Origin of the sequence: Rhodoferax sp. (genome assembly GCF_030653815.1) — a bacterium.
In the GTDB taxonomy this organism is placed as follows: domain Bacteria; phylum Pseudomonadota; class Gammaproteobacteria; order Burkholderiales; family Burkholderiaceae_C; genus Rhodoferax.
Window position 1 is genome coordinate 1 of sequence record NZ_JAURYQ010000019.1, and the last position, 19,056, is coordinate 19,056.

16 protein-coding genes are annotated in these 19,056 nt (G+C 60.8%); 13 read left to right on the top strand and 3 right to left on the bottom strand.

Annotation, left to right across the window (positions count from 1 at the left end; genetic code table 11):
* Positions 1-211: 211 nt before the first annotated feature.
* The 5 genes from carA to Q7U49_RS06835 all read left to right on the top strand — a co-directional run bounded on the left by carA (position 212) and on the right by Q7U49_RS06835 (position 6,435).
* Positions 212-1,399, top strand: a complete 1,188-nt coding sequence (gene carA, locus Q7U49_RS06815; RefSeq protein ID WP_304763388.1) for a glutamine-hydrolyzing carbamoyl-phosphate synthase small subunit — start codon at positions 212-214, stop codon at positions 1,397-1,399.
* Entirely contained in the window at positions 1,396-2,097 is a 702-nt protein-coding gene (leuE, locus tag Q7U49_RS06820) for a leucine efflux protein LeuE (RefSeq protein ID WP_304763390.1), read from the top strand. Before carA ends, leuE begins: the two co-directional genes overlap by 4 nt.
* A gap of 25 nt (positions 2,098-2,122) precedes the next feature.
* Positions 2,123-5,425 carry a carbamoyl-phosphate synthase large subunit gene (gene carB, locus Q7U49_RS06825; protein WP_304763391.1) on the top strand — a complete coding sequence of 1,101 codons (3,303 nt, stop codon included), beginning with the start codon at positions 2,123-2,125 and terminating at the stop codon, positions 5,423-5,425.
* A 104-nt stretch (positions 5,426-5,529) separates the two neighbouring features.
* Positions 5,530-6,006, top strand: a complete 477-nt coding sequence (gene greA, locus Q7U49_RS06830) for a transcription elongation factor GreA (protein WP_304763392.1) — start codon at positions 5,530-5,532, stop codon at positions 6,004-6,006.
* Entirely contained in the window at positions 6,007-6,435 is a 429-nt protein-coding gene (locus Q7U49_RS06835; protein ID WP_304763394.1) for a DUF4149 domain-containing protein, read from the top strand. It begins immediately after the preceding gene.
* Positions 6,436-6,529: 94 nt separating this feature from the next.
* Here the strand turns inward: Q7U49_RS06835 and Q7U49_RS06840 are convergent, their stop codons facing one another.
* Entirely contained in the window at positions 6,530-7,003 is a 474-nt protein-coding gene (locus tag Q7U49_RS06840) for a YhbY family RNA-binding protein (protein WP_304763395.1), read from the bottom strand.
* 22 nt (positions 7,004-7,025) lie between these two features.
* Here Q7U49_RS06840 and Q7U49_RS06845 point away from each other — a divergent pair, with 22 nt between their 5' ends.
* The 8 genes from Q7U49_RS06845 to Q7U49_RS06880 all read left to right on the top strand — a co-directional run bounded on the left by Q7U49_RS06845 (position 7,026) and on the right by Q7U49_RS06880 (position 17,734).
* Complete coding sequence (locus Q7U49_RS06845; RefSeq protein WP_304763397.1) at positions 7,026-7,700, top strand: RlmE family RNA methyltransferase; 675 nt, start codon at positions 7,026-7,028, stop codon at positions 7,698-7,700.
* A gap of 114 nt (positions 7,701-7,814) precedes the next feature.
* Positions 7,815-9,737, top strand: coding sequence for an ATP-dependent zinc metalloprotease FtsH (ftsH, locus tag Q7U49_RS06850; RefSeq protein WP_304763399.1), 1,923 nt, complete (start codon positions 7,815-7,817; stop codon positions 9,735-9,737).
* Positions 9,738-9,808: 71 nt separating this feature from the next.
* The gene (gene folP, locus Q7U49_RS06855) at positions 9,809-10,681 is read left to right on the top strand and encodes a dihydropteroate synthase (RefSeq protein ID WP_304763400.1); all 873 of its coding nucleotides are present in this window, start codon (positions 9,809-9,811) and stop codon (positions 10,679-10,681) included.
* A gap of 37 nt (positions 10,682-10,718) precedes the next feature.
* On the top strand, positions 10,719-12,050 hold the full coding sequence (gene glmM, locus Q7U49_RS06860) for a phosphoglucosamine mutase (protein WP_304763401.1): 1,332 nt from the start codon (positions 10,719-10,721) through the stop codon (positions 12,048-12,050).
* Between the two features lie 7 nt (positions 12,051-12,057).
* Positions 12,058-12,561, top strand: a complete 504-nt coding sequence (locus Q7U49_RS06865) for an N-acetyltransferase (RefSeq protein WP_304763403.1) — start codon at positions 12,058-12,060, stop codon at positions 12,559-12,561.
* 18 nt (positions 12,562-12,579) lie between these two features.
* Positions 12,580-12,915 (top strand): hypothetical protein, encoded by a 336-nt coding sequence (locus Q7U49_RS06870; protein ID WP_304763404.1) that lies wholly within the window; start codon positions 12,580-12,582, stop codon positions 12,913-12,915.
* Positions 12,916-12,931: 16 nt separating this feature from the next.
* Positions 12,932-14,371 carry an exodeoxyribonuclease I gene (sbcB, locus tag Q7U49_RS06875; RefSeq protein ID WP_304763405.1) on the top strand — a complete coding sequence of 480 codons (1,440 nt, stop codon included), beginning with the start codon at positions 12,932-12,934 and terminating at the stop codon, positions 14,369-14,371.
* Positions 14,372-14,392: 21 nt separating this feature from the next.
* Positions 14,393-17,734, top strand: a complete 3,342-nt coding sequence (locus Q7U49_RS06880; RefSeq protein WP_304763407.1) for a DNA methyltransferase — start codon at positions 14,393-14,395, stop codon at positions 17,732-17,734.
* Positions 17,735-17,781: 47 nt separating this feature from the next.
* Here the strand turns inward: Q7U49_RS06880 and mog are convergent, their stop codons facing one another.
* Entirely contained in the window at positions 17,782-18,390 is a 609-nt protein-coding gene (mog, locus tag Q7U49_RS06885; RefSeq protein ID WP_304763408.1) for a molybdopterin adenylyltransferase, read from the bottom strand.
* The gene (gene yjgA / locus Q7U49_RS06890; RefSeq protein WP_304763410.1) at positions 18,387-19,040 is read right to left on the bottom strand and encodes a ribosome biogenesis factor YjgA; all 654 of its coding nucleotides are present in this window, start codon (positions 19,038-19,040) and stop codon (positions 18,387-18,389) included. Before yjgA ends, mog begins: the two co-directional genes overlap by 4 nt.
* Between the last annotated feature and the right edge of the window lie 16 nt (positions 19,041-19,056).

Below are 19,056 nucleotides of genomic sequence, written 5' to 3' on the forward strand. Positions count from 1 at the left end.
CGCAGGTACAAGGAGGTGCCCGCAGGGCGGGGGACACGCAGCAGAACGCTCTGCCGCCCCGGCTCCTAGGGTTGTCCCTAGGCTATAATTCCGGTCAATTTCGCACCCGCGTACGCTCACAGCAGCCGTCCAAGCCCCATCCCAGTCAGCAGCAGTTTCAGGAGTCATTCCTGCGTGCTTGGGCGTACCCGCAACTATTTCGGAGAACCCAGTGCTTTTGTCTCTCAAGGGAAATACCCCATCGGCCATCCTGGCGCTCGCAGACGGAACGGTCTACCTTGGTCATTCCATCGGGGCCACGGGTTCCACGGTGGGTGAGGTGGTTTTCAACACCTCCATGACCGGTTACCAGGAAATCCTGACCGACCCCAGCTATTGCCAGCAAATCGTCACGCTGACCTATCCGCACATTGGCAATTACGGTGTCAACGCGCAGGACGTCGAGTCCGACCGTGTGCAGGCCGCCGGCCTGATCATCAAGGACCTGCCACTGCTGGCTTCCAACTTCCGCTCCAGCCAGCCGCTCGATGCCTATCTGCGCGAGCAAGGCACGGTGGCGATTGCCAACCTCGACACCCGCCAGCTGACGCGCCATCTGCGCACCCAGGGCGCGCAAAACGGCTGCATTCTGGCACTGTCCGCCGGTGAGGCAGTGACGCAGGCGCTCATCGACCAAGCCGTGGCTTTGGCCAAGGCCGCACCCAGCATGGCCGGTCTTGATCTGGCCAAGGTGGTCAGCACCCCGACCACTTATGGCTGGACCCAGACCGAATGGGAACTGTTCAGTGCGCATGACCAGGACCAGCCCGGATTTGGCGAGCAAACTGCGCCCCGTTTCCATGTGGTGGCGTATGACTTTGGTGTCAAGAAAAACATTTTGCGCATGCTGGCCCAGCGCGGCTGCCGGGTCACCGTGGTGCCGGCACAAACCCCGGCGGCCGAGGTGCTGGCACAGCAGCCCGACGGCATTTTCCTGAGCAACGGCCCGGGTGACCCGCAGCCTTGCGATTACGCCATTGCCGCCACGGCCGAACTGATCGACAGCGGTATTCCGACCTTCGGCATTTGCCTGGGGCACCAGATCATGGCCTTGGCCTCGGGTGCCAAAACCTTCAAGATGAAGTTTGGCCACCATGGTGCCAACCATCCGGTGAAAGACCTGGACAGTGGTCGCGTCAGCATCACCAGCCAGAACCACGGTTTTGCCGTCGACGAAAAAACCCTGCCCGCCAACCTGCGTGCCACCCACATCAGTCTGTTCGACGGCACGCTGCAGGGTCTTGAGCGCACCGACAAGCCGGCGTTCTGCTTCCAGGGTCACCCGGAGGCATCCCCCGGTCCGCATGACATTGGCTACCTGTTCGACCGTTTTGTCGCTTCCATGGCGTCGCGCGCATGAGCTTTTACGGTGTCACGGACCTGTGGACGTATGTGATTGGTGCCTTTGGCATCATTTTGCTGCCCGGGCCCAATTCGCTGTATGTGCTGTCGGTGGCGACCGCGCGTGGTGTGCGCGCCGGTTTTCAGGGGGCTTATGGCGTGTTTGTGGGCGACACCATTTTGTTGCTGTGTACCGCCTTGGGTGCTGCCGGTGTGCTGCGCACTTACCCGGCCATGTTCATGGTGGTCAAGTACGTGGGGGCGGCTTACTTGGCTTGGGTGGGTTTCAATTTGTTGCGCGGCGCCATGGCCGGTTTGCGAACCCAGCCTGAGCCGCTGGCGCTTGTAGCCAGCGCTGCTGAAGGTGCAGACGAGACAGCAGACTCAAGCACCACTGCCGGTACGGCGCATTTGCAGCGGCCATTCCGTCGTGCGCTGGTGATCAGTCTGCTGAACCCGAAAGCGATTTTGTTTTTGCTGTCGTTTTTTGTGCAGTTCATCGACACCAGCTATGCCCACCCGGAAGTGCCTTTTTTGATCCTGAGTGCCATCCTGATGACTTTCAGCGCCCTGTATTTGTCGGTGCTGATTTTTACCGGGGCCAAGTTGGCGCAAGGTTTTGCCCAGCGTAAAAAGCTGTCGGCCGGGCTGTCGAGCCTGGTGGGCGGCCTGTTTTTGTGGTTCGGAGCCAAATTGGCTACCGCCAGCCTGAATTGATAATTTAAGAGAGCAGTCCTTCAACATGCCAAAACGTACCGACATCAAAAGCATCCTCATCATTGGCGCGGGCCCCATCATCATTGGGCAGGCCTGCGAATTCGACTATTCCGGCGTGCAAGCCTGCAAGGCCTTGCGCGAAGAGGGTTACAAGGTCATCCTGATCAACAGCAACCCGGCCACCATCATGACCGACCCGGCCACGGCCGACGTGACCTACATCGAGCCCATCACCTGGAAGACGGTCGAGAAGATCATCGCCAAGGAGCGTCCCGACGCCATTCTGCCGACCATGGGCGGCCAGACCGCGCTCAACTGCGCGCTGGACCTCTGGCATAACGGTGTGCTGGCCAAATACACCGGAGCCGCCACGGGCAAACCGGTCGAACTGATCGGCGCCAAACCCGAAGCCATCGACAAGGCCGAAGACCGCCTCAAGTTCAAGGATGCCATGACCAAGATCGGTCTGGGCTCGGCACGCTCGGGCATCGCCCACAGCATGGACGAAGCCTGGGCCGTGCAGAAAACGGTGGGTTTCCCGACCGTGATCCGCCCCAGCTTCACGCTCGGCGGCACCGGTGGCGGCATTGCCTACAACCCCGAAGAATTTGTGGTGATCTGCAAGCGTGGTCTGGAAGCCTCGCCCACCAACGAGTTGCTGATCGAAGAGTCGCTGCTGGGCTGGAAAGAATACGAGATGGAAGTGGTGCGCGACACGGCGGACAACTGCATCATTGTTTGCTCCATTGAAAACCTGGACCCGATGGGTGTGCACACCGGCGACTCGATCACGGTGGCACCGGCACAAACGCTGACCGACAAGGAATACCAGATTTTGCGCAATGCCTCGCTCGCTGTGCTGCGCGAAATCGGCGTCGACACCGGTGGCTCCAACGTGCAGTTTTCCATCAATCCCCAGGATGGGCGCATGGTGGTGATCGAGATGAACCCGCGCGTCAGCCGCTCCAGCGCGCTGGCCTCCAAGGCGACGGGCTTCCCGATAGCCAAGGTGGCCGCCAAACTGGCGGTGGGCTACACGCTGGATGAACTCAAGAACGAGATCACCGGCGGTGCCACGCCGGCCAGCTTCGAGCCGAGCATTGACTACGTGGTCACCAAGATCCCGCGTTTTGCCTTCGAGAAATTCCCCACCGCAGACAGCCGCCTGACCACCCAGATGAAGAGTGTGGGCGAGGTCATGGCCATGGGGCGCACCTTCCAGGAGTCGTTCCAGAAAGCCCTGCGCGGCCTCGAAGTCGGTGTGGATGGCATGAACGAGAAGACCCAGGACCGCGAAATCCTGGAGCGCGAACTTGGCGAGCCCGGCCCCGACCGCATCTGGTACGTGGGCGATGCCTTTGCCGCCGGCTGGAGCGTGGATGAGGTGTTCGAACTCACCAAAATCGACCGCTGGTTTTTGGTGCAGATCGAGCAGATCGTCAAGATCGAGCTTGAAATTGAGCATCTGCCGCAACCCGCTGTCGGCACGGCACTGGATTCAATCGACGCGGCCACGCTGCGCGCGCTCAAGCAAAAAGGGTTTTCCGACCGCCGCCTGGCCAAGCAGTTCAAGACCAGCGACACCGCCGTGCGAGCGCGCCGCCATGCCTTGGGCGTGCGCCCGGTGTACAAGCGGGTCGACACCTGCGCGGCTGAATTCGCCACCAACACGGCTTACCTGTACTCCACCTACGAGGCAGAAGGCGCCGAGTGCGAAGCCGCACCCACCAACAACAAGAAAATCATGGTGCTTGGTGGCGGACCCAACCGCATTGGTCAGGGCATCGAGTTCGACTACTGCTGCGTGCATGCCGCGCTGGCCATGCGCGAAGACGGCTACGAGACCATCATGGTCAACTGCAACCCCGAGACCGTCTCGACCGACTATGACACTTCGGATCGCCTCTACTTCGAGCCGCTGACGCTCGAAGACGTGCTGGAAATTGTCGACAAGGAAAAGCCTTACGGCGTGATCGTGCAGTACGGCGGCCAGACGCCCCTGAAGCTGGCGCTTGATCTGGAGGCCAATGGCGTGCCCATCATTGGCACCAGTCCCGACATGATCGATGCCGCCGAGGACCGTGAGCGCTTCCAGAAGCTGCTGCACGAACTCAAACTGCGCCAGCCACCGAACGCCACCGCGCGCACCGAGGCTGAGGCCCTGGAAAAGGCCACCGAGCTGGGTTACCCGCTGGTGGTGCGCCCGAGCTATGTGCTGGGCGGCCGTGCCATGGAAATCGTGCACGAGCAGCGCGACCTGGAGCGCTACATGCGCGAAGCGGTCAAGGTGTCGCACGACTCGCCGGTCCTCCTGGACCGCTTTTTGAACGACGCCATCGAGTGCGATGTGGACTGCGTGCGTGATGCCACCGGTCAGACCTATATTGGTGGCGTGATGGAGCACATTGAACAGGCGGGGGTGCACAGCGGCGACTCGGCCTGCTCGCTGCCGCCCTACAGCTTGAGTGCCGACACGGTGGCCGAGATCAAGCGCCAGACCGCAGCCATGGCCCATGGCCTGAACGTGGTGGGGCTGATGAACGTGCAGTTCGCCATCCAGCACCTCGACGGCCAGGACGTGATTTTTGTCCTTGAGGTCAATCCGCGCGCCTCGCGCACCGTGCCTTTTGTGTCCAAGGCCACGGGCGTGCAATTGGCCAAGGTGGCGGCCCGCTGCATGGTCGGTCAAACGCTGGCCTCGCAAGGCATCAACCGCGAAGTGGACCCGCCCTATTTCAGCGTCAAGGAAGCGGTTTTTCCGTTCGTCAAGTTCCCTGGCGTCGACACCATCCTCGGCCCCGAGATGAAGTCCACCGGCGAAGTCATGGGGGTCGGCAAGACCTTTGGCGAAGCCTTTGTCAAGTCGCAAATGGGTGCCGGCTGCAAGTTGCCGCGACCTTTCACAGCGACCGGCGAGCCCTCGGGCAAGGTCTTCCTGTCGGTCAAGAACAATGACAAGCAGCGGGCCATCGAAGTGGCCAGGAAACTGGTGGCCATGAACTTTGCCGTGGTGGCAACCAAGGGCTCGGCCGCAGCCATCAATGCCGCCGGTGTGCCCTGCGGTGTCGTCAACAAGGTGACGGAGGGGCGTCCGCACATTGTCGACATGCTGAAAAACGACGAGATTGTGCTGGTCATCAACACCGTGGAAGAGCGGCGTAATGCGATTGCCGATTCACGCCAGATCCGCACCTCGGCCTTGCTCGCACAAGTCACCACCTTCACCACCATTGCCGGCGCTGAAGCTGCGGTGGAGGGCATGCGCTACATGGACACGCTCGATGTGATTTCGGTGCAGGAGATGCATGCGCAATTGAACGCAGGGTAAACCTGTGCTCCGTCGCCTCATATTCGCGGCATAATTCGTTCATACCGCCGACCGGCAACGTTCGGCGGTTTCATTTTTGTGTTTCAACTTTCTCGGAGCTGCTCGTGGCGACCCTTCCCCTTACCAAGCGTGGTGCTGACAAACTCAAGGCCGAGTTGCATCAACTCAAAGCGTTTGAGCGTCCCGCCGTCATCAACGCCATTGCCGAAGCGCGTGCCCAGGGCGACCTGAGCGAGAACGCCGAATACGAGTCGGCCAAGGACAAGCAGGGCTTTGTCGAGGGACGCATCAAGGAAATTGAAGGCAAGTTGTCGGCTGCGCAAATCATCGACCCCACCGAGCTGCACGCCGATGGCCGGGTGGTGTTTGGCGCCACCGTGGAACTCGAAGACGAAGAGTCCGGTCAAAAAGTCAGCTACCAGATTGTGGGTGAAGACGAGGCTGATCTCAAACTCGGTCTGATCAACATCAACAGCCCGATCGCCCGCGCCTTGATCGGCAAGGTCGAAGGTGATACGGCCGAGGTGCAGGCACCCAGCGGTGTGCGCCGCTATGAAGTGATGTCGGTCAGCTACATCTGAATGACGACGCGCCTGCAGGCTCTGGCGCCCTGGCTGGCCGCCTTGTGGTGGGGCAGCTTGACCACGCTGGGCGTGGTGGTTGTACCCTTGCTGTTCGTGCATTTGCCCAGCCCGGCACTGGCAGGCGGTATGGCGGCCAAACTGTTCACCGCGCAGACCTGGCTCGGAACCGGCTGCTGCTTGCTGTTGCTGCTGTTGAACCGGCCGGGTCAGGACCGTGTGGACGCCGGACGTGCGCAATCCATCACGGTGTTTGTGATGTTGGGCGTCTTGTTGGCGCTGTTGTCGGAATTTGCCGTCGCCCCGCGCATCGTGAGCCGGGAAAATTTGCGGCTGTGGCACAGTGTGGGCAGCGCGATGTTTGCGTTGCAGTGGCTGTGCGCCGGGGTGACGTTCTGGAAGGTGACCCGAAAGGTCGGGTCAATCTAAAAAAACTTTGACTGCCTGGCGTGTTGTGGGGTCGACTTGCACCGACCTGGCAGACTGAAGTCTGCCCCACAAGATGTCGGCTTTGCAAATGCTATCAGCCCTGGCTGCGCTTCTTGATGCTGATTTGCTTGGGCTTGGAGCGTTTCACCTGGCCGCCTGAGGTGAGGCGCTGGTTGCCCAGCACGCGCAGGGTCTTGACCTCGGGGCGCTGGCCACCGCGGGTGCTGTATTTGAGCACTTTGACATCACGTGGGCCGGGTTTGCGGTCCTCGTCGGCGGTTTTTTCCCGCTCGGGAAGGGGCCGCCACAGCACCAGCAACTTGCCGATGTGCTGGATGGGGGCGGCATTGAGTTCATCGGCCAGGGTTTGAAACATGGCTTCGCGGGCGACGCGATCGTCTGAGAAAACGCGAACCTTGATGAGGCCGTGGGCCTTCAGCGCGGCGTCGGCTTCTTTCTTGACGGCATCGGTCAGGCCGTCGCCGCCAATCATGACCACGGGGTCGAGGTGGTGGGCTTCAGCACGGTGAACTTTGCGTTCGGCGGGGGTCAGTTGAATTTGAGACATAACAGTATTATCGGTGAGAACTATGAAATCAGCAGTTAAAAGCAGCAAGGTCAATCGGGCATGGCTCAACGATCACGTCAATGACACCTACGTCAAGCTCGCCAAAAAAGAGGGTTACCGGGCGCGCGCGGCGTACAAGTTGCAGGAGATTGACGAGACCCTGCACCTGATCAAGCCAGGCCAGTTGGTGGTGGACCTGGGTTCGGCACCGGGCGCCTGGAGCCAGTATGTGCGCCGCCGCCTGTCACCCAAATCGGCCACCGGTGGTGGCGCCGCCGCCGGTGAGCTCAATGGTCGCATCATCGCGCTCGATCTGTTGCCGATGGAAGCGATCGAAGGTGTGCTGTTCATCCAGGGGGACCTGCGCGAAGACGCGGTGCTGGCCCAATTGGCCGAGCACATGCAGGGCCAGAAAGCCGACATGGTGATCTCCGACATGGCGCCCAACCTGTCGGGCATCAGTTCGGCCGATGCGGCACGCATTGAACATCTGATTGAACTGGCGCTTGAGTTTGCCCAGGACCATCTCAAGCCTGAAGGGGCCTTGGTCGCCAAAGTGTTTCATGGGGGTAGTTACGATGCCTTGTACCAACGCTTTCGGGAGACTTTTGTCACGGTCAAACGGATCAAGCCCAAGGCTTCGCGTGACAAGTCGTCCGAGACCTTTTTAATTGGCATGCAGCTTAAAAAGCACTGAATTCCTTGCAGTCGCTGTGGCTGATGCCTGTGTCTTGCCGTGGCACTGACTGAACCGCCTAGAATTGGTCATCTTTTTGGTATTCGAACGAATGCATTTCTACTGGAGTTTGGCTTGAACAATCCATGGTTTTCAAAAATTGCGGTCTGGATGGTCATTGCGATGGTGTTGTTCACCGTCTTCAAGCAATTCGACGCCCGTCCGGAAGCCGGGGCCGGCTATATGGGTTACTCCGACTTCCTGGAAGAAGTTCGCGGCAGCCGGATCAAGAGTGCCATCATTCAGGAAGGCCAGGGCGGCACTGAAATCGTGGCCGTCACCACGGACGACCGCAAGGTCCGCACCACGGCGACTTACCTCGACCGCGGTCTGGTGGGTGACCTGATTGCCAACGACGTCAAGTTTGATGTGCGCCAGCGTGAAGAGGGTTCGTTGTTGATGACCTTGCTGGTCAGCTGGGGCCCGATGCTGCTGCTGATTGGCGTCTGGGTCTATTTCATGCGCCAGATGCAGGGTGGCGGCAAAGGCGGCGCTTTCAGCTTTGGCAAGAGCAAGGCGCGCCTGCTTGATGAAAACACCAACACCGTGACCTTTGCCGATGTGGCCGGTTGCGATGAAGCCAAGGAAGAAGTGAAAGAGGTGGTGGACTTCTTGAAGGACCCCGCCAAATTCCAGAAACTGGGTGGCCGCATTCCGCGCGGTTTGCTGCTGGTCGGCCCACCCGGCACCGGCAAAACCCTGTTGGCCAAATCAATTGCTGGCGACGCCAAGGTGCCGTTCTTCAGCATTTCGGGTTCCGACTTTGTTGAAATGTTTGTCGGTGTCGGTGCCTCGCGGGTGCGGGACATGTTTGACAACGCCAAGAAAAACGCGCCCTGCATTATTTTCATTGACGAAATTGACGCAGTGGGCCGCCAACGTGGTGCCGGTCTGGGCGGTGGCAATGACGAGCGCGAACAAACCCTGAACCAGATGCTGGTCGAGATGGACGGCTTTGAGACCAATGTCGGCGTGATCGTGGTAGCTGCCACCAACCGCCCGGACATTCTGGATGCCGCCTTGCTGCGCCCGGGTCGTTTCGACCGCCAGGTCTATGTGACGCTGCCTGACATCCGCGGCCGCGAGCAGATTTTGAATGTGCACATGCGCAAGATTCCCTTGAATCCGGATGTCAACGCTGGCGTGATTGCCCGTGGCACGCCCGGCATGTCGGGTGCTGACCTGGCTAACCTGTGCAACGAAGCCGCTTTGATGGCAGCGCGACGCAATGCCCGCACGGTGGAGATGCAGGACTTCGAGAAGGCCAAGGACCAGATCCTGATGGGCCCGGAACGCAAGAGCATGGTCATGCCCGAGAGCGAACGCCGCAACACGGCCTACCACGAGTCGGGTCACGCCCTGATCGGCAAGCTGCTGCCCAAGTGCGACCCGGTGCACAAGGTCACCATCATCCCGCGCGGCCGCGCTTTGGGTGTCACCATGAGTCTGCCGGCGCAAGACCGCTACAGCTACGACAAGGAGTACATGCTGAACCAGATCAGCATGCTGTTTGGCGGCCGCATTGCCGAAGAGGTGTTCATGAACCAGATGACCACCGGCGCCAGCAACGACTTCGAGCGTGCCACCCACATCGCCCGCGACATGGTCATGCGTTACGGCATGACGGCAGCCCTGGGTCCGATGGTGTATGCCGAAAATGAAGGCGAAGTGTTCCTGGGCCGCTCGGTCACCAAGACCACCAACATGAGCGAAGAGACCATGCAGAAGGTCGACGCCGAAGTGCGCCGCATCATCGACGAGCAGTACGCCCTGGCGCGCCGCCTGATTGAGGAACACAGCGATCACATGCACGTGATGGCCAAAGCCTTGCTGGAGTGGGAAACCATCGACAGTGACCAGCTTGACGACATCATGGCAGGCAAACCGCCACGGCCGCCCAAGGACTGGTCACCACGGGTGCCGCCAGCTTCAAGCACGGACACCGGCAGCGGCGGCACCCCGGCTGTCAATCCGGATGCTGCACCGCACGCTGCCTGAGCGTCACCATTCAATAACGGGGCTGCGGCCCCGTTTTTTTATCTGACAAGTTTTCAGCCCAGGCTTAGACCATGTTTTGGCAAACCAGTCGTTATCACATCGACCTGACGCGCCCCAAAGTGATGGGCATCGTCAACGTCACACCCGATTCCTTCTCGGATGGCGGTCAACATGGCGCTACGCTGAGCGCGCTCAGGCACTGTGAGCAGTTGATTCGCGACGGTGCCGACATCCTCGACATTGGCGGTGAGTCCACCCGACCGGGCGCGCCTCCGGTCAGTCTGGCAGACGAGTTGGCCCGCGTGTTGCCGGTGCTGCGTGAGGCCGTCCGGCTGGGCGTGCCGGTATCGCTGGACAGCTACAAGCCCCGCGTGATGCAGGCCGCGCTCGACCTCGGCGTGGACATCATCAACGACATTTGGGCGCTGCGCTGGCGGGAGGGCGGGACGGCGGGCCACACCCTGCGGGCGACCGAGGTGGTGGCGGCACACCCCCGCTGTGGCGTTTGCCTGATGCACATGCACCGTGATCCCCAGACCATGCAGGTGGCACCCATGGCGGGCGACGTGTTGTCCCAGGTGCGCGACTTCCTGGCGCAAGCCGCCCATGATTTGCAGGCGCTTGGCGTCGGAAAATCCCGAATCATGCTGGACCCGGGTATTGGCTTTGGTAAAACCGTGGCACAGAATTTTGCCCTGCTGGCACGCCAGGCCGAGCTGCTGGAAACGGGTTACCCGGTGCTGGCGGGCTGGTCGCGCAAGTCCTCGCTGGCGGGCATGGTGCCGCACACGGCGCAGCCTGGCACCACCTTGCCAGTGACCGAGCGTCTGGCAGCCAGCCTGGCTTGCGCGCTGTTGGCTGCCGAGCGCGGCGCTTCGGTGCTGCGCGTGCACGATGTCAAGGAAACCGCGCAGTCGCTGCGGGTGCTGGAAGCGATAACATAGCCGTTGTTTGATTCAAGATTCAGGTGAAGGTAGAACAATGACAAGGCAATATTTTGGTACCGACGGCATCCGCGGTACCGTCGGGCAAGCGCCCATCACGGCAGATTTCACACTCAAACTGGCCCATGCGGTGGGCCGTGTGCTCAAGCGCCATGAGGCCAAGCCCACGGTGCTGATTGGCAAGGACACCCGAATTTCGGGCTACATGCTGGAAAGCGCGCTGGAAAGTGGCTTCAATTCGGCCGGGGTCGACGTGGTGCTGCTCGGGCCGCTGCCAACGCCGGGGGTGGCCTACCTCACGCGGGCGCAGCGCGCCTCGCTGGGCGTGGTCATCAGCGCCAGCCACAACCCGTTTGACGACAACGGCATCAAGTTTTTCAGTGCCCAGGGCACCAAGTTGCCCGATGCCTGGGAGCGTGATGTCGAAGCCACGCTGCGTCAGGACCCGGTCTGGGTGGACTCTGCCAACCTGGGCAGGTCCCGGCGCCTGGACGATGCCGCTGGTCGTTACATCGAGTTCTGCAAAAGCACTTTTGCCAACAACCTGTCGCTCAAGGGCATGCGCATCGTGGTCGATGGGGCCAACGGCGCCGCCTATCAGATTGCGCCCAAGGTGTTCCATGAGCTCGGTGCCGAGGTCATTGCCATTGGCTGCTCGCCGGATGGCCTGAACATCAATAAAGGCTTTGGTGCCACGCATCCCGAGGCGCTGATCGAGGCGGTTAGGCTGCACCGGGCTGACGTCGGCATTGCGCTGGACGGCGACGCCGACCGCTTGCAGATGGTCGATGCCCATGGCCGCCTGTTCAACGGCGACGAGGTGCTGTACCTGATGGTGGATGACCGCCTGCGCCGCGGCGAGGCCGTGCCCGGAGTGGTCGGCACCCTCATGACCAACATGGCGGTGGAACTGGCCCTGCAGGCACGGGGCGTGCCCCTGGTGCGCGCCAAGGTGGGCGACCGTTATGTGCTGGAGGAACTTGAAAAAAACAAGTGGCTGCTCGGCGGTGAGGGTTCTGGCCATTTGCTGGCACTGGACCAGCACACCACTGGCGACGGGCTCATCTCGGCGTTGCAGGTGCTGCAAACCGTGGTGCGCAGCGGCAAGTCCTTGGCGGAGCTGCTCAGCGAAGTCACGCTGTTTCCGCAAACACTCATCAATATCCGGCTCAAACCCGGGCAGGATTGGCGCGCCAGCGCGCGACTGGAGTCCGAAACCCTGGCCGTGGAAGCGGAACTGGGCCAGAACGGCCGGGTGCTGATCCGCCCCAGTGGTACCGAGCCCTTGGTGCGTGTCATGGTCGAGGCGCGCGACCCGGCCCAGGCCAAAGCCTGCGCCCAGCGCATTGCCGACACCATCAGCGGCTGAGGCCAGCATGACCGCGATCACCACCCTGACGCTCTGCCAGGTCGACTATGCCAATCCGCAGCACATGCAGGCCCTGCTCGATTTGCTCGACGGCTATGCCCGCGACCCGATGGGCGGCGCCGAGCCCCTGTCTGACTTTGCCAAGGCCAACTTGCCGCAAGCCCTGGCGGCTCGGCCCCATCTGTTCAGCGTGCTGGCCTTTGATCCGGCAGCTGGTGGCCTTCCGGTGGGCCTGGTCAATTGCGTTGAGGGCTTTTCCACCTTTGCCTGCCAGCCACTGGTCAACGTGCATGACGTGGTGGTGGTGGCATCGCACCGCGGACGCGGTGTGGCCGAGCAAATGCTGGTTCTGGTGGAGCAGCTGGCGCGCGCGCGGGGTGCTTGCAAGCTGACGCTGGAAGTACTGGAAGGCAATACACCTGCCCAAAAGCTGTACCGGCGGCTGGGTTTTGAGAACTACCAGCTCGACCCGGCCATGGGGCAGGCGCAGTTCATGCAAAAATGGCTTTAACTTTTAAACCATGACACCATGAACTGGCTCAAAAAACTCCCCGGTTACCAGCGCACGCCTTACGGCTTCGAGTGGCGTTTGCTGCGCATGATGCCGCGCGTGCTGTTGCTGGGCACACTGCTGCCTTTGCTGCTGTCGGGGCTGGCGCGGCTGTTTTATACCCAGGGTACGGCGGCCGAGATTGAGCGGCGTGTTCAGCTCTTTGATTTCGGCATGATCGGTTTGGCTGTGCTGATCTGGACAGCCGTGTTCACGGTGTCGTTTGGTTGTGTGGTGGTCTGGCTCATGAAAGGCCCGGCTTACGTGGCCGATGGTTACGACGTCTCCCACAGCGACAAGCCCAAAGTCGACTGACCCAGCCGCCCATCTGATGCACACTTTCCTCTGGCACGACTACGAAACTTTTGGTGCCAACACCCGGCAAACCCGGCCGGCCCAATTTGCTGCCATTCGCACCGATGCAGAGCTGAATCCTATCGGCGCGCCGGTCATGCTGTACTGCCAGCCCGCCAATGATTTTTTGCCGGAACCAGAGGCTTGTTTGATCACCGGCATCACGCCCCAGGAATGCCTGGAAAAGGGCCTGCCAGAACACCTGTTCGCGGCGCAAATCGAGCAGCTTTTCAGCGAATCCGGAACCGTCGGCGTAGGCTACAACACCATCCGTTTTGACGACGAGATCACGCGTTTCATGTTCTGGCGCAACCTGATCGACCCCTACGCCCGTGAATGGCAAAACGAATGCGGTCGTTGGGATCTGCTGGATGTGGTGCGCACCGCCTATGCCTTGCGCCCGGACGGTATCCAGTGGCCCGTCAAACCCGATGGCAAACCCAGCTTCAAGTTGACCGACCTGAGCGCAGCCAACAGCCTGTTGCACGCGGCCGCGCACGACGCTTTGAGCGACGTCCAGGCCACCATCGCGCTGGCGCGGCTCATCAAGAGCGCGCAGCCCAAGTTGTTTGACTTCTGTTTTGGCCTGCACAAAAAAGACCGTGTCATGGCTGAGCTGGGCCTGCCCACCAGCCTGACGCACGCCAAGCCTTTCTTGCACATTTCCGGCATGTTCGCCCCCGAGCGCGGCTGTCTTGCGCTGATGTGGCCGCTGGCCATGCATCCGGCCAATAAGAACGAGTTGCTGGCCTGGGACCTGGCCTTTGACCCGAGTGAGTTGGCCAGCTTGAACGCCGAACAAATCCGTTTGCGCTTGTTCAGCAAGTCTGCAGACTTGCCGGAGGGCGTGACCCGGCTGCCGGTCAAATCGGTGCACCTCAACAAGTCGCCCATGGTCATGAACAACCTGAAAGTGCTGAGCCCGGCCATGGCCGAGCGCTGGGGCATCGACGTGGCAGCCCAGTTGCAGCATGCGGCAGTCGCCCGTGACTTGCCTGACATGAGCGCCATCTGGGCCCAGGTGTTTGTCCGGACCGCCGCGGCAGCGGTCGATGTCGATGAAGACCTTTATGGTGGTTTTGTCGGCAACGCAGACCGCCGCCGCCTTAACGACCTGCGCCGCTGCAGCCCGACCGAGCTGGCCACGGCGCGGCCTGCGTTTGAGGACGCGCGTTTGTCGGAGTTGCTGTGGCGCTACCGGGCGCGCAATTTCCCGCAAAGCCTCAGCGCCGAAGAAGCCAAAAGCTGGGAAGCCCACCGCGCCGCGCGCCTGTTTGACGGCGAGGGTGGGGCGCTGACGCTGGACGCCTTGTTTGAAGCCCTCGACAAGCTGGCCGAAGATGCCAGTGAGCGCGACGAAGCCATTCTGGGTGCTCTGTACGACTACGCCTCCGAGATCGCGCCGCAGCGCGCATAGGCAGACTGCATCGTAAGCAAAATGACCCCGCAAGACTTCATCACCAAATGGGGCCCTGGTGGCCCGGCGTTTGAACTCAATGAACGTCAGGGTGCGCAACCGCACTTCATGGATTTGTGCCAGTTGCTGGGCGTGCCCACGCCAGGCAGCGCGGGTGACTATATTTTTGAGCAGGACACGCTGGTGCTGGGCGAGGCGCGTGGTTATGCCGACGTCTTCATGCGCAACCACTTTGCCTGGGAAAACAAGGCACCCGGTAAAAACCTGGACACCGCGCTCAAGCAATTGCTCACTTACAGCCTGGCGCTGAGCAACCCGCCGCTGTTGGTGGTGTGTGACCGCCTCACGATTCGCATCCACACCCAGTTCAACGGGCATCCGTCCGAAGTCCACACGGTGCTGCTGGGCGAACTGGACCAACCCGCCAAACAGGCGCTGCTGCGCCATTTATGGACCGACCCCGAGAGCTTTCGCCCCAAGAAAACCAGCCGCGACATCACCGAAGCCGCCGCCAAAAGCTTTGCCACGCTGGCCGATGGCCTGCGCAAGCGTGACAACGACGCCGATGAAGTGGCTCACTTCCTGACGCAGTGCCTGTTCTGCTTTTTCGCCGAAGACGTGGGCCTGCTGCCCGAGCGCATGTTTGAAAAGCTGGTCAACAACAAGCAGCTCACCGCCGACAAACTCACCCGGGGTTTGACCAATTTGTTCATCGCCATGTGCGACGGTGGCTTGTACGGCAACGACGACATTCCGTGGTTCAACGGTGGCCTGTTCAAAAAGGTCAAGGTGCCCGCTCTGAGCATCATGGAAGTGACCGAGCTGCGCAACGCCGCAGGGCTGAACTGGTCGGCCATTGATGTGTCGATTTTCGGCACGCTGTTCGAACGGGGGCTGGACCCTGCCAAACGCAGCCAGCTCGGCGCGCATTACACCGACCCAGCCACCATTTTGCGCATCATCGAGCCCGTGCTGAGCCGTCCGCTACTTCAAAAATGGGAGCGGGTGGCGCAGGACATTCGCACGTTGTTGAGTAAAAGCAGGAAGAAGGGCGACAAGCACTACAACGATGGCAAAGCCCGGTTTGTCTTGTGGCTCGAAGACCTCAAGGCCTTCCGCCTGCTGGACCCAGCGTGTGGCAGTGGCAACTTTTTGTTCATGGGCCTCAAGGCGCTCAAGGACATCGAGCACAAAAGCCACCTCGATGCCGCCATGTTTGGCCTGGACCGCGAGGCCGATCTGGTCACCGGCCCGCACAATGTGCTGGGCATCGAGCTCAACGAATACGCCGCCGAACTGGCGCGCGTCACGGTCTGGATTGGCGAACTGCAGTGGCGCATGGCGCACGGCTACGAGTTCAAGACCAACCCGGTGCTGGAACCGCTGGATCACATCGAGTGCCGCGATGCGCTGCTTACGTTTCCCGTCATTGCGAGCGAAGCACCGCAATTCACAGAGGCTGTCATTGCGAGCGAAGCGCGGCAATCCATGTCTTCTGAACCCGGGCCGCGGGCAGGGCAGACGCCGGGGGCTCATAAGCTTCGCTTTTTAAAATCGCCCCCGACATCCGCCCCACCCACGCCCCTGGACCTGGATTCGCAGGTGGTCGAGGAAATACCGGGGTCAGCAGAAATGGGGTCGGATCCCGATTTTGCGCAGCAAAACTCGGGCTCTGACCCCACTTCTGCGGGTGTTCGTGAAGCCACTTGGCCCAAAGCCAATGTGGTGATTGGGAATCCGCCGTTTTTGGGTGGCAGCAAGAAGCGCCGGGAGCTTGGAGATGACTACTTCAAGGCACTCGACACCGTGTTTGCCGGTCGTGTGCCGGGTGGGGCCGACCTGGTGTGTTACTGGTTTGACAAGGCGTGGGTGGCGATTGAAAGTAATGGGCTGGAGGCTGCCGGGCTGGTTGCCACCAATTCGATTCGGGGCGGTGCCAATCGCAAAGTGCTTGATGCCATATGCAAAAGTAGCAGGATTTTTGAAGCCTGGAGTGATGAATCTTGGGTCAATGACGGTGCGGCAGTGCGCGTGTCGCTGATTTGTTTTGGGCATTCCAATCGTTCGCGGTTGGATGGTGTTGACGTGAATCTGATTCACGCCGATCTGACCCCCGGTAACAGCAGTGGCGTAACAACTGACCTTACAACAGCGCATCGATTGCTTGAGACCGCGACCACTTGTTTTATGGGTGCCTCCAAAAAAGCGCCATTTGACATTGAAGGTTCAATAGCCAGAGCGTGGCTAGCCCAGCCGAATCCGCACGGTAAGTCCAACGCAGAAGTAGTGCGACCCTTATGCAATGGCATCGACTTGACCCGGCGCTGGGGTGATCGCTGGATTGTTGACTTTGGCACGCGCCTGGTTGAATCAGAAGCTATGCTTTTCGAGGCACCTTACGCATACACGGTAAAAACTGTAAAGCCATTGCGTGAAAATAATAATCGCGAGGCCTATCGCAAGTTTTGGTGGCGACATGCAGAATCACGCCCTGGTATGCGCACAGCTCTTGCATCGTTACCGCGCTACATTATCACTGCCGCCGTTGCCAAACACCGCACCTTCATCTGGATGCACCGTGCCGTTTTGCCCGATCAGGCCACCCTGGCAACGGCCCGCGCCGACGACACCACCTTCGGCATCCTGCACAGCCGTTTCCATGAGCTCTGGTCGTTGCGCATGGGCACGTCGTTGGAAGACCGTCCACGCTACACCCCCACCACCTGCTTCGAAACTTTCCCCTTTCCCGCAGGCCTCACACCCGCCGATACCGCCCACCAGCAAACTGAGCCACTTGAATCTGGCGCCCTGATCCCCGCCCATTTGCAGGAACAAGCTTCAAAGGCGGGGGTGGTTCGGATGTCGGGGGCGATTTTAAAAAGCGAAGCGTATGAGCCCCCGGCGTCCGAGCCAGCCCCGCCGGGTCAACAGCGCCAAAGCCTGAACCTCAGAACTAACGCCATCGCAATAGCCATAGCAGCCAAGAAGCTCAACGACCTTAGGGACAACTGGCTCAACCCGCCCGAGTGGACGCACAAGGTGCCCGAAGTCACGCCGCTGGGGCTGGACAAGTCGCCGTACCCCGACCGCATCAAGCCCAAACCCGGCATCAGTGAACAAGACCTCAAAGCCCTGCAAAAACGCACGCTCACGAATCTCTACAACGCCAAACCCGCCTGGCTCATCATGGCGCACCAGCAACTCGATTTGGCGGTGGCCGCTGCTTACGGCTGGGCGGACTACACGCCCGACATGTCCGACGACGAGATCCTCAAGCGCCTGCTGGCGCTGAACCTGGCGCGTTCAGCAATGATTTCTGGTGATAACGAAGCTCACATGGATTGCGGATCAGGTCCGCAATGACAGCCTCTTTTCATTCATCTGGTCGACTTTGAGTCAACAAGACTGGTTCAACCGGGAAAACTCCGAATTGCAGTTTTGGGCCGAAACGCCTTGCACACCGCTTCGTCGGTTTCCAGGTACGGCCCGCCAATCAGGTCGATGCAGTAGGGCACGGCGGCAAAGATGCCGGGCACGACCGATTTGCCCTCGGCGTCGCGCAGGCCTTCCAGGGTTTCGGCAATCGACTTGGGCTGGCCCGGCAGATTGATGATCAGGCTTTGATTGCGGATCACCGCCACCTGGCGCGACAAAATGGCCGTGGGCACGAAGTTCAGGCTGATCTGGCGCATTTGTTCCCCAAAACCGGGCATTTCCTTGTGTGCCACCGCCAGTGTGGCTTCGGGCGTGACGTCACGCAGCGCCGGACCGGTGCCGCCGGTGGTGAGCACCAAGGCGCAGCCCGCGTCCACCAGTTCGATCAGCGCGGCACTGATGTCGGCTTGCTCGTCCGGGATCAGGCGTGGTTCGAACTGCAGCGGGTTCTTGAGGGCGCGGCTCAGCCACTCTTGCAGCGCGGGCAAGCCCTTGTCGACATAAACACCGGTGGATGCGCGGTCACTGACCGACACGATACCGATTTTGACGCTCGGGTAGGGGTTGGCAGCGGTCGTGTTCATGAAGCTTCTTTGGCGGGACTGAAGGGGATGGCGTTGTCGTCGTTCGGCGGAATGGCGCCGAGCTGCTCGCGCACCATCTTAAAAATTTCACGGTAGGCACGGCCATGGCGCGGCAGGGCGCCGGGTTTGGACGGCGTGGCGTCCTTGCGTGCCTGTCGAATCAGGGCGCGCAGTTCCTGGCTGTCACAGCCGGGGTTGTTGGTGATCCACTGGGCGGCAGCATCGTCGTCGGCAATCAGGCGGTCACGCCAGATTTCGGCCTGGTGCAGCACCAGGTTGTCGGCGGCCGAACCGGTGGCTTCTTCACTCAGCGTCTTTTTGACCGCCTCCAACACGTCGGGCTCGAGCTTGCGCATGAGCTTGCCGATGAACTGCATCTGGCGGCGTTTGCCTTCGAAGTTGGTGATGCGTTTGGCGTCGGCAATGGCATCCTTGAACTTCTCGGACAGGTCCAGCCGCGCCAACAGATCCGCGCGCAGGTCGAGCAGGTCGGCGCCCAGCTTTTGCAATTCGGTGCTTTCGCGTTTGAGGTCGGTGCGGCTTTGGTCGTCGGTGCCCTTGAGCTCGGCTTTGAGCTCAATGTCGCGTTCGCTGCCCTCGGCGACGAACTCACCACGTACGAAATAGCCTTTTTTGAGTTTTCTTGACATAGACAAGTATCATAGC